The organism is Klebsiella sp. P1954 (assembly GCF_018199955.1).
Lineage (GTDB): Bacteria > Pseudomonadota > Gammaproteobacteria > Enterobacterales > Enterobacteriaceae > Klebsiella > Klebsiella pneumoniae.
Genome location: NZ_CP073373.1, coordinates 1,473,169 through 1,493,943, shown reverse-complemented (window position 1 = coordinate 1,493,943; position 20,775 = coordinate 1,473,169). Strand labels below are relative to the sequence as shown.

Below are 20,775 nucleotides of genomic sequence, written 5' to 3'. Positions count from 1 at the left end.
GGGTGTTGGGCTAACCTGATGTTATGTCTGGACATCCAGATGGCTAATATTATTTCGTTGTATCTTATGCTTTTTACGCAGTTGTCAGCCAGCGGCGGCTATGAAAAATTCGTTAAATCAGAAGATTAATTGCCGCACGGGAGCAGTGATGAGCGCGAATCGCCTTGAGATGCATAACATTAGCCTGGCCTTCTCCGGCTTTCAGGCGCTGAACAAGGTGGACTTTACCCTCCATGGCGGGTCGGTGCATGCCCTGACCGGGGCCAACGGCGCGGGTAAGTCGACGCTGATGGCCGTGCTGTGCGGCACCCACGCCCACTATGAGGGCGAAGTGACGATCAACAACCTGCCGGTCACCATTCGTTCGCCGCGGGATGCTAAACAGCTGGGGATCCACCTGGTGCAGCAGGAGGTGGACGTGGCGCTGGTGCCGGGCCTGAGCATTGCGGAAAACATTATGCTGGACAGGCTGGCGGAGCCGGGCATGACCTTCCGCTGGTCGCGGGTTCGGCAGCTGGCGCGCGAGGCGCTGGCGCAGCTGGATGTGGCGCTGGACGTCCGGCGCTCCATTGACAGCTGCACGCTCGCCGAAAAACAGCAAATCCTGTTGGCCCGCGCCCTGTCGCACCATTGCCGCTTTTTGATCCTCGATGAACCCACCGCGCCGTTGGATCAGCATGAAAGTGAGCGTCTGTTTGCGGTAGTACGCCGTCTGCAGCATCAGGGGATCGGGGTGGTGTTTATTTCGCATCGTATCCATGAGCTGAAGGCGATCTGCGACACCCTGACGGTGCTGCGCGACGGGCGGCTGATTGAGAGCGGCCCGATGGGGCCGCTGAGCGGCGAACAGATCGTCGAAAAGATGCTGGGCCACGAGCTGAGCGATATCTTCCCGCCGCCGCGCCCGCCGCACGGCGAAGAGGTGCTGTTGCAGGTTGACGGTCTGCATGATGAGGCGTTGCTGCAGGATATTTCGCTGCGCCTGCGGAAGGGGGAAATTCTGGGTATCGCCGGGCTGGCCGGCGCGGGCAAAACCGAGCTGTGCAAAGCGCTGTTCGGCGCCAGCAAAAGCCGGGTGCAGCGTGGCGAGCTGAACGGCCAGCCGTGGCGACCGCGCGATCCAGCCGACTCGGTGGGGCGCGGCCTGGCGCTGGTCCCGGAGGAGCGACGCAAAGAGGGCATTTTCATTGAAGAGCCGATCGCGATGAACCTGGCGGTCAGCGCCGATAACAGCTTTTCGCGCTGGAGCCTGTTTGGCCATCGGCAGGCCTGGCGCTGGGCGGAGGAGGTGATTGCCCGCCTCGGCGTGCGCGCTACCGGTCCCGGTCAGACGCTGCGCCGTCTTTCTGGCGGCAACCAGCAGAAGGTGGCCATTGGCAAATGGCTGCGCGGTGATGCCAACGTTTTGATTTTTGACGAACCGACCAAAGGGGTCGATGTGAAAGCGAAAACCGATCTGTTCATGCTGATCGATGGTCTGGCACGGGAAGGCAAAGGGGTGATTTATGCCTCGGGTGAATTCGCCGAGCTGGTCGGTTTATGCGACCGCATCTGCGTACTGTGGGACGGACGGATCGTAGCGGAGATCCCCGGCGCGGATGCCCGGGAAGAGACACTGCTTTATTATTCAACCGGAGGAGCGGCAGCGTGAGCAAGGCCCTGGCAGTAAACGCGACGGTATCGGGCCGTCAGCGATTTTTTGATTTTCTCTATAAGTGGGGCATGTTGCTGACCGTGGTGCTGCTGGTGGCGGTCTTTGGCCTCGCCTCGGACAACTTCCTTGACCCGTTCAACATCATCAACATTCTGCGCTCGATTGCCATCGTGACGGTGATTGCCATTGGGGTGTCGATTTCCCTCACCATCGGCGGCTTCGATCTGTCCGTCGGATCGACGGCATCGCTGGCTAACGCGCTGGTGATTTCCCTGTTTGTCTGGCATGGCCTGGGGACCACCGAAGCGATTCTGATAACCCTCGCGCTCTGCACCCTGGTGGGGCTGTTTAACGCCTTTCTGATCGTGGTGCTGCGCATTCCTGACATGCTCGCCACCCTGGCCAGCCTGTTTGTGATTCAGGGCGTGGCAATGACCTACAGCTACGGTGGGTCGATTACCGAAAACATGGTTCTGCCGAGCGGCGAGATGGCGGAGGGTACTATCCCGGCGGCCTTTGGCGCGCTGGGGCAGGTGCCGACCATCGTCATTATCATGCTGGTGGTGACGCTGATCGCCCAGCTGGCGCTGTCGTTCACTACCCACGGACGGCGGATGTACGCCATCGGCGGCAACCCGGAGGCGGCGCGGCTCTCCGGCCTGCGGATCACGCGTTACAAAGTCGCAGCATACGTGATTGCCTCGCTGCTGGCCGGGCTGGGCGGCATTCTGCTGGCCTCGCGCATCGGCTCTTCGCAGGTCAACGCCGGCGGCGGCTATCTGATGGACGCGGTGGCGGCGGCCTGGATCGGCTTTTCGCTGGCGGGCTCCGGTAAACCGAACGCCCTGGGGACGCTGGTGGGGGCGGTGATCCTCGGCGTGCTCTCCAACGGGCTGGTGATGCTCTCGGTGCCGTATTACGCGATGGACATTATTAAAGGGTTGGTGCTGGCTGGCGCGCTGGCACTGACCTATTTTCAGCGCCGTACTTAACATTTTACAGGGTAAACCGCATGAAAAAGATCGCACTCTCTCTGATGACGCTGGGTCTGCTGCAGTCGACGGCGGCGCTGGCCACCGCCCCGACGCCGGTGCCGGCGGCGATTGCCGAACACAACGGCCCGATCCGCATTGCCGTGATCCGCAACCTCGGGTCTGACGATAACACCACCCAGTTTGTCGCCGGGGCGCTGCAGGAAGGCAAAAAGCTCGGTTTCAAAATCAGCACCTTCCTGAGCAACGGCGATGACGCCAAATTCCAGGACTTCGTCAACCAGGCCATCAGCCAGAAATACGATGGCATTATTCTCTCTCAGGGGCGTGACCCGTATTCCACCGCCCTGGTGAAGAAGGCGGTGGACGCCGGGATCAAAGTGGCGGTGTTCGATACCGCGGTAAGCGGTGAGATCCCCGGGGTGACGGTCAGCCAGCAGGATGACGCCTCACTGACCGAGCTCTCTTTTGGCCAGCTGGTGAAAGATTTCAACGGCAAGGCCAACATCGTCAAGCTGTGGGTGGCGGGCTTCCCGCCGATGGAGCGCCGTCAGGCGGCTTACCAGACGCTGCTGAAGCAAAACCCGGGGATTAAAGAGCTGGAGTCGATCGGCGCCGTGTCATCCGATGTGCAGGGCGACACTGCCAACAAGGTGGGGGCGATCCTCGCCAAGTATCCGAAAGGGAAAATTGACGCGATCTGGGGCACCTGGGATGCCTTTAGCCAGGGAGCCTATAAAGCGCTGAAAGAGAACGGCCGCACCGAGATCAAACTCTACAGCATTGATATTTCCAACCAGGATTTGCAGCTGATGCGCGAAGCCGGCAGCCCGTGGAAGGTGAGCGTGGCGGTGGATCCGAAGCTTATCGGCGCGACCAACGTGCGGCTGATCGCCAACAAGATCGCCGGCGAGCCGACGCCAGCCACCTACGACTTCAAGGCGGCAGCGATTCCCCAGGCGCTGCTGGCGGCCCAGCCGGGAGCGGTAAACGTGGCGTCGCTGGGGAAAATTATCCCTGGCTGGGGCCAGACCGAAGACTTTATCGCGCCGTGGTTCGCGACGCTGGAAGCGAAGAACAAATAAAATCAAGCCGGGTGGCGGTGGGTGGCGGCCTGGTGCCCTCACCCCGGCCCTCTCCGCAGGGAGAGGGGGAAAACCATGCCACCGGGCGAGAGGGATCCCCTATGTCAGCATTACCTTCCCCCGAATACAGCCGCAATATGCGGCTGATTGGCCATAGCGATCAGGGCGGTCGTCCGGACGGCGTGCAGCTGATGGTGCACCGCGGATTCGCCTATATCGGCCATATGGTGTCGCAGGGTTTTTCCGTGGTCGATGTTCGCGATCCGACCCGGCCCACCACCGTCAACTATATTGCCGCGCCGCCGGGCACCTGGAACGTGCATCTCCAGGCGCATGACGATCTGCTGCTGGTGATCAACGCCCGGGATCTGTTTGCTGACGCCCGTTTTGCTGATGAGAAGGTGTACTACACCCGCTCGGTGGGTGACACGGTCAGCGATGTGCAGGACAGGGGCTGGAGCGCCGGGCTGCGCATCTTTGATATTTCCACTCCCGCGCAGCCGCGGGAAATCAGTTTCCTGTCGCTTAACGGCATCGGTATTCACCGCATCTGGTACGTCGGCGGGCGCTGGGCGTATGTGTCCGCGCTGATCGACGGTTTTACCGACTACATCTTCCTGACCATCGATCTGGCCGATCCGCGTAAGCCCGAAGTAGCCGGGCGCTGGTGGCTGCCGGGGATGCACCAGGCGGGCGGTGAAACACCGGACTGGCCGCAGGGCAAACGCTATGCGCTGCATCACGCCATTATTGCCGGGGATACCGCCTACGGCAGCTGGCGCGACGGCGGCCTGACGCTGCTGGATATCAAAGACCGTACCCAGCCGAGGCTGATTAGTCATCGCAACTGGAGCCCGCCGTTCGGCGGCGGAACGCATACCGCGCTGCCGCTGCCGGATCGCGATCTGCTGGTGGTGCTTGACGAAGCGGTGCTCGACAACCAGGAGGACGGCGAGAAGCTGATCTGGCTGTTTGATATCCGCGAGCCAACCAACCCGGTGAGCATCGCCACCTTCCCGCCGCCGGACGAAGCGGATTATGTGGCGAAAGGGGCGCATTTCGGTCCGCACAACCTGCATGAGAACCGGCCGGGGAGCTTTGTCAGCTCAACGCTGATTTTTGCCACGTATCAGAATGCCGGCGTGCGGGCTTACGATATTTCCAACCCGTATCGCCCGCTGGAGACCGGGGCGCTGGTGCCGGCTGCGCCTGAGAGAATGATGGATACCCGTCCCGGCCGCCCGCGGGTGCTCCAGTCCTGTGATGTGTTTGTCGATGCGCAGGGCATTATCTACAGCACCGATTACAACGGCGGGCTATCGGTGATTGAGTATCTGGGGTGAGGGTAAGGTAAACGCAAAATTGTGCTCGCATGTCTGCCGGGTGGCGGCTTTCGCCTTACCCGGCCTACGAAAGAGTGCAAGATCAAACCGTTATGCGGCTATCTGTAGGCCCGGCAAGCGCAGCGCCGCCGGGCAATCCCGGAAAATGGCACTTTTTTAGGGGGTGCTCCCTCTCCCTGTGGGAGAGGGTTGGGGTGAGGGAAACAGGCGCACTCAGCTGTACTGGCGTACCCGCGCCAGCAGCTCGTCGACGCTGTCGATACGCTCGGCCAGCACGATCAGCGCTCTGCCCAGGGTGATGGCGTGGCGCAGGCACTCATGACGCATGGCGTCGTCCTGGATAGTGTCGATATCCGCGACGTGCGACAGTCCGACGCTGCGGCGGATCAGTTCGCTGCCGCAGAAGCCGACCGCGTCCGCCCAGACTTTCTTCAGAAAGGCGGAGGCGTAGCCGGGGTAAGCCAGCGCCGCGTCGCGGGTTTTCTCCGCCGCCAGCGCCTGGAAGCGCTCGGCGAAGGTGGTCCACAGCTGGTGGATGTCGTTCAGCCGCTGCTCGCGCGCGGCGGCGGCATCGCGAATGCCGAGCTGGCCCGGCAGGCCGCAGTAGTTCAGCAGCAGGTTGCCGATGGCGGTGCCGATATCGAAGCCGATGGGGCCGAAGTAGCCGAACTCGGCGTCGATGGCCTTCAGGCTACCTTCGGCAACGAAGATCGACCCGCTGTGGATATCGCCGTGCAGCAGCGCTTCCGCATGGGCAAAGAAACGGTGCTTCAGCGCCGCCACCGCCAGCTTAAGCTGGGCGTCGTCGCGCAGGGCGGCGACATCGGCCTCCAGCTCCGCCGGGTAGTTATTGCGCTCGTGGATCTGATACGGGTCGTTAAAGAACAGATCCTCGGTGATCTCGCACATCGCCGGGTTAATAAACTGCGCCACCTGCGCCTTTTTCTCGTGGGGATGGAGGTAGAAATCGCTGGTGTGAAACAACACCTGCGCCAGATAGTCGCCAAGCTGGAGGGCCGCCTGGGGATAGTAGACGTTAGCGATAAGCTCTCCGCGCCAGATGCGGTGGTCGGAAAGATCTTCCATCACCATCACCGCCAGCTCGGGATCAAAGTGATGGATTTTTACCGTGTGCTGCGGGCTGTGCTGATAGTGGGCGACCAGGGTCTGCGCTTCGAGACGGGCGCGGTCGAGGGTCAGCGGCCAGGATTCGCCGACGCAGCGCACGTAGGGCAGGGCCTGTTTGACGATCGCCCGGCTGACGCCCTGACGATCGAACACTTTAAACACCAGATTGAGGTTGCCATCGCCCACTTCCTGCGCGCTGACCAGCTCAGATGGGTTGTCGATGCCGGCGAACTGTTGCGCGTAAGCCACGGCATCGTGGGCGGTGAAGGTATGGTATTGCGACATTGCCTCGATCCTCGAATTCTGATTAAGCCGTTCAGACGTCTATACTTCTGGATTCCATCCTGACACAATGTGATACAACAACGCAACAGGGATTTAACGACATGCAGACATTACAGACCACCAGCCTGCGGGTGAGTGAAAATCAGCTTTTTATTCTCGACCAGCAGGCCTTGCCGCAGGAACAACGCTGGCTGGCGGCGGATAACGTTGCGCTGCTGGTGGACCATATTCATACCCTGCGGGTGCGCGGCGCGCCGCTGATTGGCCTGTCCGCCAGCCTGCTGCTGGCCCTGCTGGCCCAGCGCGGCCTGAACCGGGATGCACTCCAGCAGGCGCTGGAGACGCTGCGCGCGGCGCGGCCGACGGCGGTCAACCTGATGAATAATCTGGATCGCATGAAGCAGGCGCTGGCCCGGGAGGATTACCCGCAGGCGCTGGAAGCGGAAGCCTTGCGTCTGGTCGAAGAAGATAAACAGCTGTGCGACCGCATCGCTGAGGCGGGCAGTGCGCTGGTGAAGCCCGGCAGTCGACTGCTGACCCACTGCAACACCGGTGGCCTGGCGACCGCCGGGGTAGGGACCGCCCTGGGCGTTATCGCGCTGGCGCACCGGCAGGGAAAAGTGACCAACGTATGGGTTGATGAAACCCGGCCGCTGCTGCAGGGCGGTCGTTTAACCGCCTGGGAGCTGGGCGAGCTGGGCGTGCCCTATCAGCTGATCGCCGATTCAATGGCCGCCAGCCTGATGGCGCAGGGGCAGGTGGATGCGGTGTGGGTCGGCGCCGACCGTATCGCCGCCAACGGCGACGTGGCGAATAAAATCGGCACCTATTCTCTGGCGGTTTTGGCCCATTATCACCAGATCCCGTTTTACGTCGCTGCCCCGCAGACCACCCTCGACCGCCATTGCCCGAACGGGGCGGCGATCCCCATTGAGCAGCGCGCGGCGGCGGAAGTGACCGGAGTGGCGGGCAGCTTCGGCGCGGTACAGTGGGCGCCGACGGGGGCCGCCGTTTACAATCCGGCGTTCGACGTCACGCCTGCTGGGCTGATAAGCGGCTGGGTGCTGGACAGCGGGGTGGTCACCCCGGCGCAGGTCGCCGCCGGGGCGTTTGCGCCGGACAACGGATAACGGACGTCGTGCCGGGCCTGGAAAAAAAGGTTTTCCCGGGCCCGGACAAACACCGCGCCGCTACGGCAGGACCATGGCTACCGCCGGGGCGGATGATCGGTCGATACGCTGACCGAGGGCGGTAATAGCCGCCTGGAAGGGACACAGCGTACCGACGTCGGTCTGACGGCAGCCCGGCTGATGCCACTCCTGACGCAGCATCGGGTGCTGCGCGTCCGGCGTCTGCAGACGACGCAGGTCGTCGAGGCCCTGGGCCTGGAAATAGACCCGCAGATAGCGTTCTCCGCTCTTCGCGTTGCGCCAGCGCTCCAGCACCAGGCTACTGCCCGGCGGGATATTTCCCCGGCTGTAGCCCGGCAGCTGCCAGCTAAAGTTCATCAGCGTGCGCACCATGGCGATATTGGTGTCATGGGCCACCAGCAGCAGCCAGCGTACGTTCGGATTCGCCTCCGGTTTGACACCATCGAGCATAGCGTTGAGCAGCACCGACCCGCGTTTTTGCGCGGTATACAACACATCGTTACTCAGATCGTAGTTTTCCGTTAACAGCGGCAGCAGGGCGGTGATCTGCCTGGCCTGGGTGATCTTGCCCCACGCCAGCTGGCTGAGAGGCAGGTTTTCACTCCAGCCGAGACGCAGCGTCTCCACCATATTGGCCATCACGCTCAGTCCGCTAATGGTGGTCTTCCCACTTTTGCTCTGCTCGACCTGCCACGGGGTATCGAAGATCGGGCAGGGCTTATCGGCCTGACAAACCGCCTGTTTCAATAGCTGGATGGTCGGCGCCAGCGCCTGCCGACGCTGCGCCAGATCCCCGGCCTGCTCTTTCACCGCCGCCAGCTGGCGGGCGGGGTCGGTTTGCGTGGCGGCGAACTTGTCGGTCTGAAACAGGGGATCGGCATCCCCGCTGACATAATGGATAGCGACGCCGCAGCCGGGGAAGGCGCCATCCACCAGCGCCTGGGCGGTCGCTCGCGTCCGCTGCAGCGGGCTGGCGCGCACGTATATCGACTCCGCCGTCGGGCATCCGGCCTGCAGCAGGCCGAGCTGGCGGTAATGCTGGCCTTCCGCACGCCCTTTGTTGACCACGGCGGCATAGCCATGGCCGGTGAGCTCCCCGTCATGGGTGGTCCACTCGGTCCACGGACGTCCGGTGGCGGCCTCGATGGCTTCCCGGTTGCCGGCCGTCGGCGGACGAATACCGTGGCGGCTGAGCTCGACCACTTTCTCCAGCTGCCAGTCCGCGGCGGCGGCAGATTGCAGCGCCAGCAGCGGCAGCGCGCAGGCGATAAACAGGCGTAACAGCCCCTGATGTCTTGCAGGCATCATATCTTCTTCCTTATTCGTTAATCGGTTATGAGGAGAACGAGGTCTGCCGTTCGACGGCATGGCGCCGGGCGACGATGGCGGCAGTGGTAAAACAGAGTAGCGCGGAACCCAGACCGGTACCCACCCAGAACAGCGCCAACGTGCTGAAATCATACAGCGTTTTGCCGTTTTCAAGGATAGCCGTTTTATCAATAATGATCCCGGTGAGAAACTCGCCCAGGCCGGCGCCGGCGTAGCTGGCGATGCCGATGGTGCCGAGCGCGGCCCCGGCGGCCTTGCGCGAAGAGATATCGACGGCGATCAGCCCGCCAAGGAAGCAGGTCAGAGCGCCAATGGTGGCCCCGAAGATAATCATCGCCAGAATATCAGTGTAGTAATTGTGCGGCGACCAGAGCATCAGGGCGAAGCCGGCGGTGTTCAGCAGGCTGATGAATCCGGCCATCACGCTGCGGTTGCGCGGGAAAAAGCGGTCGGAGAGCATGCCGGCGATGATGGTCCCGGCGATGCCGGCGATAGCGTTGACGCCGATAATCCCGGACGCCTCCAGGGTGGAATAAGCTTTATCCTGCTCCAGAAAGAAGATCCCCCAGGAGTTGACGGCGTAGCGGTCGATGTACATAAAGGCGGAGGCGAGGGCGAGGGTCCACAGCGCCGGGTTGCGCAGCGCCAGCAGCTGGTTTTTAAACACCGAGCCGCGGGCTTCGACCTCCTCCTGCGGTTCATCGCGGATGACGTTGATGGACGGGAAGCCGCTGCTCTGCGGCGAATCGTGCATGAACAGCACCAGCAGCACCACGCCGGCGGCGCCGAGCGCGGCGGTGGACAGGTAGCCCATCTGCCAGCCAAACCCGGCGATCACCGCGGCGATCACCATATAGGTCACCGCCTCGCCGATATTATGCGCCGTCGACCAGATGCCATAGAAGGTGCCGCGCTCCTTAACGCCGTACCAGCGCGCCAGCGAGACCGCGCAGGGGCCGACGCCCATCGACTGCGCCCAACCGTTGATCCCCCAGAAGATGGCCAGCAGCAGGGCGTTGGTGGTCATCCCCATCATCAGGTTCATCCCGGCGCTGAGCAATAAACCGAGGCTCATATAGCGCACCACGTTGGCGTGATCGGCGATAAAACCATTGACCAGTTTGCCGATGGCGTAGCTGAAGAACAGGGTAGAGCCGATCATGCCGAGCTCCGTCGGGGTGATCCCCAGCTCCACCAGCGCGCTTTTGGCGACGGTGAAGGATAACCGGCAGACGTAAAAGGTGACGTAGGCCAGGGTCATGGCGATGAAGGTTTGCCAGCGCACCCGGCGAAAACGGTGTTCATCAAACGCGGCGCCCGCTTTCGGCGGCGACGCCCGGAAAAAAGCGATAATTCCAGACATAGGTGGTTCTCCGCAGGTCGGAGGCCTGACTGATTGATGTGGTTCGTCCGTGAATGAAGTTATCGTTACTGTGTAGAGTACATAATCAGAAATAGCCTGACCCGTAAGGGTTAATGTAATGGTTGTGGGATCATCTTTTTCAGCTGCGGGTAGAGCGTTGGGCTGGCCAGCAGCAGCGGATTGCCGCGCTGGATCCCCTCCTGCGCCAGAAAATCGTTGCTGGCGCCGCCCGCTTCCCGCATCAGCACCAGCCCCGGCAGGGCGTCCCACGGGTTCATGTGCGGCTCGTAGTAGCCAATCAACCGGCCCGCCGCCGCCCAGGCGCTCATCAACGCCCCGGAGCCGTTGCGGATAAACATGCCGCCGTCGCTGAGCAGCGCCTGCAGAAACGGCAGAAAGTCCGCCGGGGTGACGCGATGCGAGGTGCCGACGCCCATCACGCCCTCTTTGACCGTCGTCGCGGGGTGCGGACGGATCGGAGCGTCGTTGAGCCAGGCACCATGGCCCCGCAGGGCGTGAAACAGCTCGCGATGGTTGGGGTCGTAGACCACGCCGATGACCGGTTCGCCGTCGGCGACGATCGCCAGCGACAGGCACCAGGTGTGCAGGCCGTTGAGGAAACAGCTGGTGCCATCGATGGGGTCGACCACCCACAGCACTCGCGCGTCGGGCAGGCGGGCGCCGCTCTCTTCGCCGAGAAAGCCATCCTCCGGAAACGCGCTCTGAATGCGCTGTTTGACAAAGGCCTCCACCCGTTTATCGGCCACGCTGACCACATCCTGCAGGTCGTCGCCCTTATGGTCGACGGTCAACGCCTCGCGCTGTTGATAGTATTCAAACGCCAGCTCAGCCCCCGCTTTCGCCAGCTCGCAGGCCAGACGGTAGCGGGCCTGTAGCGCTTCTGATTCCTGAGATTGCATAGTGACTCCCTATTTTGCACACGTGTGCATTTTGCGTGAAAAAAACAGCCCCGAAGGGCCGAATGAGTGTGGCCGGGTTTCGCAGAAGATTCTGTGATCGCTCCAGCATAAAATGATTTTTTCATTTGGCGCTATGACGAATAATTAGTTTCACCGGCACTTCGCGATGGCGCGAGGGCAGGCTGAAGCGGGCGATCCGCGTCATTAACAAATCCACCGCGTGGTGGGCCAGCAGGGCGGTATTCTGCTGAACGGTGGTGAGCTGATAGGGCTGCCAGTCCGCCTGCGGGATATCGTCAAAGCCGACGATGGCCGGCAGCGGGGCGGCGGCGTCCCGCAGGCCGTCCTGGGCGCCCAGCGCCAGCATATCGGTGGCGCAAAACAGCGCCTGCATCCCGGGGTTTTCAGCAACCAATTCTCTGGCAGCCTGGTAGCCGGCCTGATAGCCGCCGCCGTCGCAGAAGCGGCTGCTCACCGCCATATCCGACGTCCGGGCGATAAAAGCCTCATAGCGCTGGCGGGTGCTGAAGTTCTCGCGATTTTCGCCAATAAAGCCAACCTGCCGCCAGCCTCGGCGACTGAACAGATCCGCCACCAGCTTCGCTCCCTGGGCGTTATCGCTGCACACCCGGTCGCAGCCGGCGAGGTCCGCATGGCGGTTGATCAGGGTGACGGGGATCTTGCGCGCCAGATACTCCTCCGCCAGCGACAGCGGCGGCGCTCCGGAGGTGATGATCACCCCGGCGACGTGATAGCTCAGCAGTTGTTTAAGCGAGGGGGCGAGCTGCTGCGGATCGTCAGCGTTCATCAGCAGCGGTATAAAGCCGTTGAGCGCCAGCTGATGGACCAGCGGCGCCAGCAGTTTGCTGCGAAACGGGTTGTCGAAACCGGCGGTGACGATGCCGATAAAATTACTGCTGCCGGTGATCATCGTCCGGGCGATGATATTCACCTGATAGCCCAGGGCTTCCGCGGCGCTCAGCACCTTCTGCCGGGTCTTCTCCGACACCGAGGCGCCGGGGGTGAAGGTGCGGGAGACCGCCGAGCGCGAGACCCCGGCCAGTCTGGCCACGTCCTCGGCCTTAATCCATTTTTTATCGCTCATCGTCGTTTCGCGCCGTCTGTTTTCCAGGAAGCCGACGCCCGGGCGGGCGTCGGTCACGCACACTGCCTGAAAAGGTATCACAGAAAGGCGTCGTCGCGCAGCGCCTTGCGCCCTATGCCGGGTAGCGGATGTGCTCCACCTCACGCTGCAAAATCACCCTGCCGTGGCGAATGGAGGTCAGCACCCGTGCCTGACGACGGACGGCCTCGTAGTCGTTTTCCGCATCGAGGATCAGCAGGTTCGCCGGGCGGCCTTCGGCGAGGCCGTAGTTATCGCCCAGACAGAGCGCCCGGGCGCTGTTGTCGGTGACAAAGTCGAGACAGCGCTGCAGATCGTCATAGCCGAGCATATGGCAGATGTGCAGTCCGGCATCCAGAATGCGCAGGATATTGCCGTTTCCCAACGGATACCACGGATCCTGAATCGAGTCCTGAGCAAAGCAGACATTGATGCCGGCGCGATCCAGCTCCGCTACCCGGGTGACGCCGCGCCGTTTCGGCCAGCTGTCAAACCGGCCCTGCAGATGAATGCTTTCGGTCGGGCAGGAGATGAAGTTGATGCCCGAGGCTTTCAGCAGGCGAAACAGCTTCGAGCAGTAGGCGTTATCGTAAGAGCCCATCGCGCAGGTGTGGCTGGCGGTGACCTGCGCCCCCATGCCGCGCACCCGCGCCTCTTCCGCCAGCACTTCGAGGAAACGCGACTGCGGATCGTCGATTTCATCGCAGTGGACATCCACCAGGCGGCCGTAGCGCTGGGCGAGGTCCATCAAAAACATCACCGAGCTGACCCCTTTGTCGCGGGTGTTCTCATAGTGCGGAATGCCGCCCACCACGTCGGCGCCCATCTCGATGGCGCGCGTCATCAGCTCCCGGCCGTTGGGATACGATTCGATTCCCTCCTGCGGAAAGGCGACAATCTGCAGATCGATGAGATCGGCGGCCTCTTGTTTCACCGCCAGCAGCGCCTGCAGGGCCGCCAGCGACGGGTCGGTGACATCCACATGGGTGCGGACGTGCTGGACGCCGAAATCGCGCAGCATGCCGATGGTTTTCAGCGCCCGCTGGCGGGTGTCCTCCGGGGTAATACTCGCTTTGCGCTGGCTCCAGCGGGTGATGCCTTCAAACAGGGTGCCGCTGCGGTTCCACTCCGGCTCACCCGCGGTGAGGGTGGCGTCAAGATGGATATGCGGCTCGACGAAGGGCGGGATCGCCAGCCGGCCCTGGGCGTCGATATCCCCGACGTCGGCAGTCTGCATCGCGGCCTGGGCGGTGATGCGGTGAATCATCCCGTCCTGCAGGTCAAGAGTAAACAGCGCCTCCTGGCGGCGCAGGCGAGCGTTAATAATTTTCATGGTGGGTCCTGTAAATGGTTTTGCGATAAACGCCAGATCACCAGCGCGACCGAGGCGTTGAGATGAAACTGAGGGTGGCTGACCGGGTAGCCGGTCATTTTTTCAATGCGCTGGATGCGCTGATGCAACGTGTTGCGATGGAGACCCAGCCGGTCGGCGGCCCGCACCACGTTGCCGTTCTCCTGCAGCAGCGTCTCGAGGGTCTCCAGCAGCAGCCACGGCGCTTTACGGCCCGGCTCGATCAGGCAGCCGAGGGTGTCGTGCATAAAATCGTTGAGCAGCGCCGGGTCGCTGACCGCGGACAGCAGTTTGATAAACCCCAGCTGCTGATAGTCGCTGATGCGCTGGGTCGGCCGCAGGGTATCGCACAGATCCAGCGCCTGGCGCGCCTGCGACAGCGCCCGCGGGTAGCCCTGCAACTGCCTGACCGGCGCGGAGAGGCCGCAGAGCAGCGACAAACTCTCCTCTCCGTCCGCCAGCGCCTGCAGCCACTGCTGTAGCCATTTTTTCTGCTGAAAGCCTTCCCCCTCCTCATCCGGCAGCAGGAAAAGGAACATGTTGCTGCGCTCCAGCAGCGGAAAGGAATTGCCCTGCTGGTTGAGCTGCTGCTGCAGCTGCTGACGCACGCTGCGGTGGGCCTGCAGCAGCCAGGCTTCGGCCTGTTCGGGCGGGAACTGGCGAAACAGGCGGGACAGCCCCTCCAGACGCAGCGCCGCCAGCCGCAGCGGACGGGTAAAATCGAGCTGCTGGTGCAGGGCGCGCTGATGGAGCATCTGCAGGTCCGGATAGTCGCCGGTGACCAGCTGCATCAGAATGTCGCGCTGCGACTGCAGGACGTTTTCGCTGCGGACCAGCGCGGTGCCGATGCGCTCGGTGACAATCACCATCTTCAGCAGGTAGGGCTGCTCGATCAGTGGCATGCCCAGCTCGTCGGCAAGGGCGATCAGCGTGGCGGGAATGGCGTGGATATAGGCCTCGCCGGTGAGGATCACCATCCCGGCGATGCCGCGCTGTTTGCCCTCCATCAGCAACTGGATCAGGTTGGCTTCATCCCGGGGATGGTTGATGCCGGTGATAAACACCAGCTCGCCGCCCATGATCCACTCGGCGATATGTTCATTTTCCGCCACGTAGTACCAGCGTACGGCCCGCTGCAGCCCTTGCTTTCCCGCCCGCAGACGCAGGGCGGAGAGTCCCTCAAGGGCCAGCAGTTCGCTGACCGTCAGGCTCATGGCTCCTGCTCCGCGACGGCGGCAGGCTGGCGTTTGCTTAGCAGAGTCAGGGCGATATAGACCAGCGCGGAGACGGAGATCCCCACCAGCGGCGCGATCCACGGCGAAAGATAGGCCACCACCGCGCCGGCGGCGTAGGCGCCGAGTCCCAGCCAGTTAAAACGCGGCAGGCGGGCGTTCTGCAGCAGGGGATAGCGCCCGCCGCGGGCGAACCAGTAGTCGGCGAGGATCACCCCGCCGATGGGCGGAATAATACTGCCCAGCAGCACGAGGAAGGGGATCAGCATTTCGTACATCCCGCCAATGGCCAGCACAATGCCCACCCCGGCGGCGGCGAGGGTCAGCGTCCGGCGACGTTCGCTGCGCAGCAGATGGCAGGCGGCGGCGGAGACGTTATAGATGGTGGGTCCCTGAATGGTCAGCAGGTTGAGACAGAGCATGATCACCGCGGCGACCGACAGCCCCTGCAGGATCAGGACTTCCACAATATCGGCCTGTTGATAGACGATAGCGCACCAGGCGCCGGCGACGATCATCAGCCCGTTGCCGATGAGGAAGCTGCCCATGCTGGCGAGAATGGCGGTCCGGCTGGAGTTGGCCAGCCGGGTCCAGTTTGTCGCCTGGGTGGCGCCGCTGGCGAAAGTGCCGAAGACCATGGTGATGGCCGCCGACCAGGTCATGGTGTCGCTCGGCGCAATACGGGTCATCGCCTGCCAGCCGCCGGCGTGGTGCAGCGCCAGATACATGGAGACCATCAGCAGCACAAACATCAATGGCACCGACAGGCGCGACAGCGCGTCCAGCCCCTTGTAGCCCACCAGCGCGGTGAGGCAGAACAAAATGCCAAACAGCACCATCAGCGGCTGGGTCAGCGCCTCGGGCAGAGCGAGGATCTTCACCAACGAGATAGCGACCGTGGCGGTGCCCCAGGCGTACCAGCCCAGCTCGGCAAAGCCAAGAATAAAATCGGCCAGCTTGCTGCCAATCTCCCCGAAGCAGAAGCGGCCCATCAGCACCGTATTAAGGCCGCTGCGCGCGGCGATCCAGCCCAGCGACGCGGCATAGAGGGCCAGCAAGGCGTTGCCGATGACGGCTATCCACAGCAGATGGACGATGGAAAAGGAGACGCCGAGTTTACCGCCGGCGAACATCGTGCCGGTGAAAAAGGTAAAGCTGAACAACACCATGGCGATGGAAAATACGCCTTTGCGTCCGGCGGCGGGCGCTTCGACGAGGGGAAAATCATTGCTGTTTGACATCCTGGAACCTCTGGCTGGTAGATGGGCGGTGATAGCCGGAAGTAGCAAGAGATGTGCCAGGAAAAACCGGGCACGGGGAATAGCGCGCGGTGTGCAACATGCACATTTATTGAAGGATCCCGGAGGGGTAATGCCATTCTACTGTGCATCCTGCCAGGTTTTGCACCAGTCCAGGGCAGAGGAGGGCGGTGAGCGCATCCCTGGCGCCGGAGGAGAATTTTAGCCAGGACGATCCGCCTGTTTTTGGCCAGAGAGTAGTGGAGAATAGTGGTGTACTGAAAACGGTTGGTTAAATCACTGTGAATAAAGGTTATTTAATATGCTTTTATGATATAACCATTTGTCTTGTGTGTGTTTCCTGAAATATTGTCCCCTCCGGTTAGCGGTGTTAGTATCGGATAAATAGCCATTTAGACGGCTAAATAAATCATCGCTAACCTAAGGAACTGCTATGTGGCAAGAAAGACTCGCGCAACTGGTCACCACCTGTCATTGGATCGGCGCGAAAGGCTGGGCGCCGGCGACCGGCGGCAATATGTCGGTGCGTCAGGATGATACCTGGTGCTGGCTAAGCGAGTCGGGCCGCGACAAAGGCAGCCTGACAACCGAGGATTTTCTGCAGGTTGAGATCGCCACCAACCAGGCGCCTTCCGGACGGAAGCCGTCGGCCGAGACCGGTCTGCACACCCTGGTGTATCGCCTGTTCCCGGAAGCCAACGTGGTGCTGCATGTGCATACCGTCAACGCCACTGTGCTGTCGCGCATCGAAAAAAGCGACACGCTGGCGCTGCAGGGGTATGAAATGCAGAAAACCCTTAGCGGGCAGCATAGCCATCTCGATACTGTTCCGATCGCCATCTTCGATAATGACCAGGATATTGACGCCCTGGCGGCGCGGATTGCCGATTATGCGCAAGCGCGCCCGCTGCGCTACGGCTTTCTGCTGCGCGGCCACGGCCTGACCTGCTGGGGGAAAGATATTCAGGAGGCCCGCCGTCAACTGGAGGGGCTGGAGTTCCTGTTCGAGTGCGAGCTGATGCGCCGCCGCTACGAGCCCTGAGCCGGAGCAGGTATGGATTTTTATCTTGGTATCGATATTGGCACCTCGCGGGTGAAAGCGGTGCTGTTTGATCAGCATTTCACCGCCTGCGCCAGCGCCGCGGAAAATACCTCACCCCGCCTGTCGGCCAATGGCTACGCGGAACAGGATATGACCCAGCTGTGGCATTCGGTGCTGGCTATTCTGCGCCAGATTGCCCGCCATCCGGCGCTACAGGCGGGGCGGCTGCGGGCTATCGGCCTCGCCGGGCAAGGGGAGGGGGTCTGGCTCAGCGATGAGCAGGGCGAACCGGTGGGCCCGGGGATCCTGTGGAGCGATACCCGCAGCCACGAGCTAATGAGCGACCTGCTGCGCCGACCCGGCTTCGACCGCCGCTATTTCGCCGATACCGGCACCCACCTGCAGCCCTGCAATACCAGCCTGCAGCTGTACTGGCTGAAACAGTATCAGCCGGCGCGGCTGGCGGCCGCGCGCTATCTGTTTTTCGTCAAGGACTGGATCCGCTTTCGCCTGACCGGCGTGGCGGCGCTGGAGCTGACGGACGCCAGCAGCTCGTTACTCAATCAGCAGACCGGCAGCTGGTCCTCGGTGGTGATGAACGAGATGGGGCTGAACGAACTGCTGCCGCTGTTTCCCCCGCTGCTGGCCCCGGATGCCCCGGCCGGCACGCTGAGCGACGCGGTGGCGGCGCTGACCGGGCTGCCCGCCGCGACGCCGGTGGCCGCCGGGGCGCTGGATGTCTGTAGCGCCGCGCTGGGCTGCGGCGCGGTCAACGAAGGGGATATCTACACGATCCTCGGCACCACCTGCTGCACCGGGATCGTCTGCCGCGGCCCGCAGACGGTGAACGAGGCGACGCGCTTTGTCACCCATACCGAAGCCGGACAGGTGATCTCCCTGTTTCCGATGCAGGCCGGTACGCCAAACATTGACTGGCTGCAGCAGCATATTTCGCTGGACGCCGATCTGGGGCGCCTGGAGCAGGCGATCGCGGCGGTGGAGCCAGGCAGCGGCGGCGTCTTCTGGCAGCCGTACCTCAATGGCGAACGTGCACCGTTTTACAGCCCGGACGCGCGGGCCGGCTTTTTCGGCATTAGCCCGCACACCACCCGCGCCGAACTGCAGCGCGCGGTGTTTGAAGGCCTGGCCTTCGCCATTGTCGATGCGCTGCAGGGTTATCCGCAGGGCGGCGAGCTGTATCTGACCGGCGGCGGCGCAGCCTCGGCGACCTGGCTGCAGATTATCGCCGACTGTACCGGACGCACGGTGGTCTCCAGCGCCTTTAACGAACTGAGCGCGCGCGGCGCGGCGATCCTGGCGGCCCGTAGCGTCGCGGCGCTGGCCGAGACGCCTCCGCTGGCGCAGACCCGCTATCAGCCGCGCCCTCAGGCGCATGCCCGCTACGCGGCGCTGTATCCCGTTTACCGCCTGCTGCGCGAGCAGATGCTGCCGGTATGGCAGGCCAGACAGGCCGCCCTTCAACCTCTTTCTCAGGACCTACAACCATGAAAATCGTTTTTACCGCCGAGCATGCTGGCGACCTTAGCGCCTTCCACCAGCTGGGCGAGCTGCTGGTGGAGGGGTGGGCGCTGGGCAAACCGAAACTCAGCGCCGGTCAGCTGATTGAGCTGGCCCACGACGCCGAGGTGCTGGTGACCAGCTATGATGAGGTGACGGACGCGGTAATGGCCGCCTGTCCGCGCCTGCAGGTGATCGCCTGCACCCGCGCGAATCCGGTGAATATTGATACCCAGGCCGCCCAGGCGCGCGGCATCCGGGTGCTCTACACCCCGGGGCGCAATGCCGATGCCGCCGCGGAGCTGACGCTTGGCCTGATGCTCAGCCTGGCGCGCCATATTCCGCAATCTCATGCGGCGCTGAAGCGGGGGGAATTCACGCAGGCTGACAATGCCGCCGCCGCCACCCGGCAGGGGCTGCGGCGGGATGTGGTCTGGGACGTGAGCCCGGAAAGCCCCTATGAAGTGTTTAAAGGCACTGAACTGCGCAATAAAACGCTGGGGCTGGTGGGGTATGGCAACATTGGCCGCCGGGTGGCGCGTATCGCCCGGGCGTTCGGCATGGCGGTGTTGGTGGTGGATCCGTTCGTCGCCGCAGAGGATATCAATGAGCCAGGGCTACAGAAAACGACCCTGGAGGCGCTGTTCCGCGAGGCGGATATCGTCAGCCTGCACCTGAGCAGCGGGCCGCACAGCGACGGGCTGGTGAATGCCGCGCTGTTAAACAGCATGAAGCCCGGCGCGCTGCTGATCAATACCTCTCGCGCGGCGGTGGTCGACGAGGCAGCGCTGATTGATGCCCTGCGCCACGGCCCGCTGGGCGGCGCGGCGCTGGATGTCTATCACCGCGAACCGCTGTGGCGCGATCATCCTTTTGTCATCGAGTTCGATAACGTGATTATCACGCCGCATATCGCCGGAGCCACCCGGGAGAGTATCGCCAAACACACGGCGATGATTGCCGCCGATCTTCAGCGCTATGTCGCCGGGGAGCCGCTGCTGTACCAGTGGCGTTAAGCCGCTTGCGCCGCCGCGTTCTGCAGCGGCGCGGGTCCATCGTCAGGGGCGATGGGCCGCCATAAAAGCCTGGGTCTGTTCCCAGTCCACTACCCCGGCATCCGATCCCATCCCGGTCGCCACCAGCGCGGCCACCGCCGAGGCGACGTCACACGCTGCTTTCACGCTGAGTCCGCGCGCCAGCGCGGCAATAAACCCGCCGCAGTAGCTGTCGCCGCAGCCGGTGGTATCCACCGCCTCGACCGGCCACGGCGCAATATGCTGCGGCCCGCCATCGCGGCCGATAAGCCAGGAGCCGTTCTCGCCGTCTTTCAGAATGCAGGTGCCCACGCCGAGCGCCAGGAAGAAGCGGCCGATGGCCTCCGGCTGCGTCTCTCCGGAGAGAAAGGCGGCTTCCTCCAGCGAAGGCATGAAATAATCCACCGACGGCAACAGGGGCCGCAGTAGTTCGAGGGTCTCTTCATTCGGGGCGATAAGGTCAAAGCTGGTGGTGACTCCGCGCGCTTTGGCCGCCTGCAACAGCCGCGCGCTCTGTCCCTGGTCCATTGCCGCCAGCAGCCCGGTCCCGCCGTGATGCAGGAAACGACAGTCAAGGACGGCGTCAAATTCCGCTTCACTGACAAACAGGGCGTCAGACGCGCCCCGGCAGTGCAGGGCCGGACGTTCGCCGTTGGGGCGAATCGGCAGGATCGTCGCCGAGGTCTCCTTCAGCGCGGTGCGCTGGATAAGCGAGCAGTCGATGCCCAGCCGGGCATAGCTGGCGAGGATAAAGTCGGCCTTTTCATCTTCGCCCAGGCAGGCCACCGCCGCGGTGCGGATCCCGAGCTTCGCGGCGTTGATATTAGCCCCGGCGGCGGTGCCGGCGGGGTTGAGACGAATTTGCTCAATAAAGGCGACGCCGCCGCGCGGCGGGATCGCCACCACCGGGCGCCCGGCGATATCCAGAATAGTCAGGCCGACAAATACGGCGTCAAAGGTTGCCAT

General features: G+C 62.9%; 17 protein-coding genes. 8 read left to right on the top strand and 9 right to left on the bottom strand.

Annotation, left to right across the window (positions count from 1 at the left end; translation table 11 throughout):
- The first annotated feature begins 148 nt into the window (after positions 1-148).
- From KB890_RS07325 to KB890_RS07310, 4 genes are all read left to right on the top strand, one after another.
- Positions 149-1,651, top strand: a complete 1,503-nt coding sequence (locus KB890_RS07325) for a sugar ABC transporter ATP-binding protein (protein ID WP_020324587.1) — start codon at positions 149-151, stop codon at positions 1,649-1,651.
- Positions 1,648-2,646 (top strand): ABC transporter permease, encoded by a 999-nt coding sequence (locus KB890_RS07320; protein WP_004176906.1) that lies wholly within the window; start codon positions 1,648-1,650, stop codon positions 2,644-2,646. The genes KB890_RS07325 and KB890_RS07320 overlap by 4 nt, the downstream gene beginning before the upstream one ends.
- Before the next feature lie 20 nt (positions 2,647-2,666).
- Positions 2,667-3,731, top strand: coding sequence for a sugar ABC transporter substrate-binding protein (locus KB890_RS07315; protein WP_002894036.1), 1,065 nt, complete (start codon positions 2,667-2,669; stop codon positions 3,729-3,731).
- Positions 3,732-3,832: 101 nt separating this feature from the next.
- Positions 3,833-5,074 (top strand): LVIVD repeat-containing protein, encoded by a 1,242-nt coding sequence (locus KB890_RS07310; RefSeq protein WP_020324568.1) that lies wholly within the window; start codon positions 3,833-3,835, stop codon positions 5,072-5,074.
- Between the two features lie 213 nt (positions 5,075-5,287).
- Here the strand turns inward: KB890_RS07310 and mtnK are convergent, their stop codons facing one another.
- The gene (gene mtnK, locus KB890_RS07305) at positions 5,288-6,487 is read right to left on the bottom strand and encodes an S-methyl-5-thioribose kinase (RefSeq protein WP_020324576.1); all 1,200 of its coding nucleotides are present in this window, start codon (positions 6,485-6,487) and stop codon (positions 5,288-5,290) included.
- A 101-nt stretch (positions 6,488-6,588) separates the two neighbouring features.
- Here mtnK and mtnA point away from each other — a divergent pair, with 101 nt between their 5' ends.
- Positions 6,589-7,617 carry an S-methyl-5-thioribose-1-phosphate isomerase gene (gene mtnA / locus KB890_RS07300; RefSeq protein WP_020324567.1) on the top strand — a complete coding sequence of 343 codons (1,029 nt, stop codon included), beginning with the start codon at positions 6,589-6,591 and terminating at the stop codon, positions 7,615-7,617.
- Between the two features lie 60 nt (positions 7,618-7,677).
- Here the strand turns inward: mtnA and KB890_RS07295 are convergent, their stop codons facing one another.
- The 7 genes from KB890_RS07295 to codB all read right to left on the bottom strand — a co-directional run bounded on the left by KB890_RS07295 (position 7,678) and on the right by codB (position 16,197).
- Positions 7,678-8,946 carry a histidine phosphatase family protein gene (locus KB890_RS07295; RefSeq protein ID WP_020324577.1) on the bottom strand — a complete coding sequence of 423 codons (1,269 nt, stop codon included), beginning with the start codon at positions 8,944-8,946 and terminating at the stop codon, positions 7,678-7,680.
- Between the two features lie 25 nt (positions 8,947-8,971).
- Positions 8,972-10,330: an MFS transporter gene (locus KB890_RS07290; protein ID WP_002894151.1), complete on the bottom strand. Its 1,359-nt coding sequence runs from the start codon at positions 10,328-10,330 to the stop codon at positions 8,972-8,974.
- Positions 10,331-10,440: 110 nt separating this feature from the next.
- Positions 10,441-11,250, bottom strand: a complete 810-nt coding sequence (locus tag KB890_RS07285; protein WP_004151655.1) for an inositol monophosphatase family protein — start codon at positions 11,248-11,250, stop codon at positions 10,441-10,443.
- Positions 11,251-11,371: 121 nt separating this feature from the next.
- On the bottom strand, positions 11,372-12,322 hold the full coding sequence (locus KB890_RS07280; RefSeq protein ID WP_073578776.1) for a LacI family DNA-binding transcriptional regulator: 951 nt from the start codon (positions 12,320-12,322) through the stop codon (positions 11,372-11,374).
- Between the two features lie 145 nt (positions 12,323-12,467).
- The gene (gene codA / locus KB890_RS07275; RefSeq protein WP_020324575.1) at positions 12,468-13,706 is read right to left on the bottom strand and encodes a cytosine deaminase; all 1,239 of its coding nucleotides are present in this window, start codon (positions 13,704-13,706) and stop codon (positions 12,468-12,470) included.
- Entirely contained in the window at positions 13,703-14,938 is a 1,236-nt protein-coding gene (locus KB890_RS07270; RefSeq protein ID WP_020324583.1) for a PucR family transcriptional regulator, read from the bottom strand. Before KB890_RS07270 ends, codA begins: the two co-directional genes overlap by 4 nt.
- The gene (gene codB / locus KB890_RS07265; RefSeq protein ID WP_004179003.1) at positions 14,935-16,197 is read right to left on the bottom strand and encodes a cytosine permease; all 1,263 of its coding nucleotides are present in this window, start codon (positions 16,195-16,197) and stop codon (positions 14,935-14,937) included. Before codB ends, KB890_RS07270 begins: the two co-directional genes overlap by 4 nt.
- A gap of 451 nt (positions 16,198-16,648) precedes the next feature.
- On the opposite strand from codB, the gene KB890_RS07260 reads away from it, so the two are divergent.
- The 3 genes from KB890_RS07260 to KB890_RS07250 are packed head-to-tail and all read left to right on the top strand — an operon-like array spanning position 16,649 to position 19,791.
- Positions 16,649-17,257 carry a methylthioribulose 1-phosphate dehydratase gene (locus KB890_RS07260; RefSeq protein WP_004179005.1) on the top strand — a complete coding sequence of 203 codons (609 nt, stop codon included), beginning with the start codon at positions 16,649-16,651 and terminating at the stop codon, positions 17,255-17,257.
- 12 nt (positions 17,258-17,269) lie between these two features.
- Positions 17,270-18,766 carry an FGGY-family carbohydrate kinase gene (locus KB890_RS07255; protein ID WP_004179007.1) on the top strand — a complete coding sequence of 499 codons (1,497 nt, stop codon included), beginning with the start codon at positions 17,270-17,272 and terminating at the stop codon, positions 18,764-18,766.
- Positions 18,763-19,791 carry a 2-hydroxyacid dehydrogenase gene (locus KB890_RS07250; protein WP_004179009.1) on the top strand — a complete coding sequence of 343 codons (1,029 nt, stop codon included), beginning with the start codon at positions 18,763-18,765 and terminating at the stop codon, positions 19,789-19,791. The genes KB890_RS07255 and KB890_RS07250 overlap by 4 nt, the downstream gene beginning before the upstream one ends.
- A gap of 42 nt (positions 19,792-19,833) precedes the next feature.
- On the opposite strand, the gene KB890_RS07245 is transcribed toward KB890_RS07250, so the two are convergent.
- Positions 19,834-20,775, bottom strand: a complete 942-nt coding sequence (locus KB890_RS07245; protein ID WP_004147553.1) for a carbohydrate kinase family protein — start codon at positions 20,773-20,775, stop codon at positions 19,834-19,836.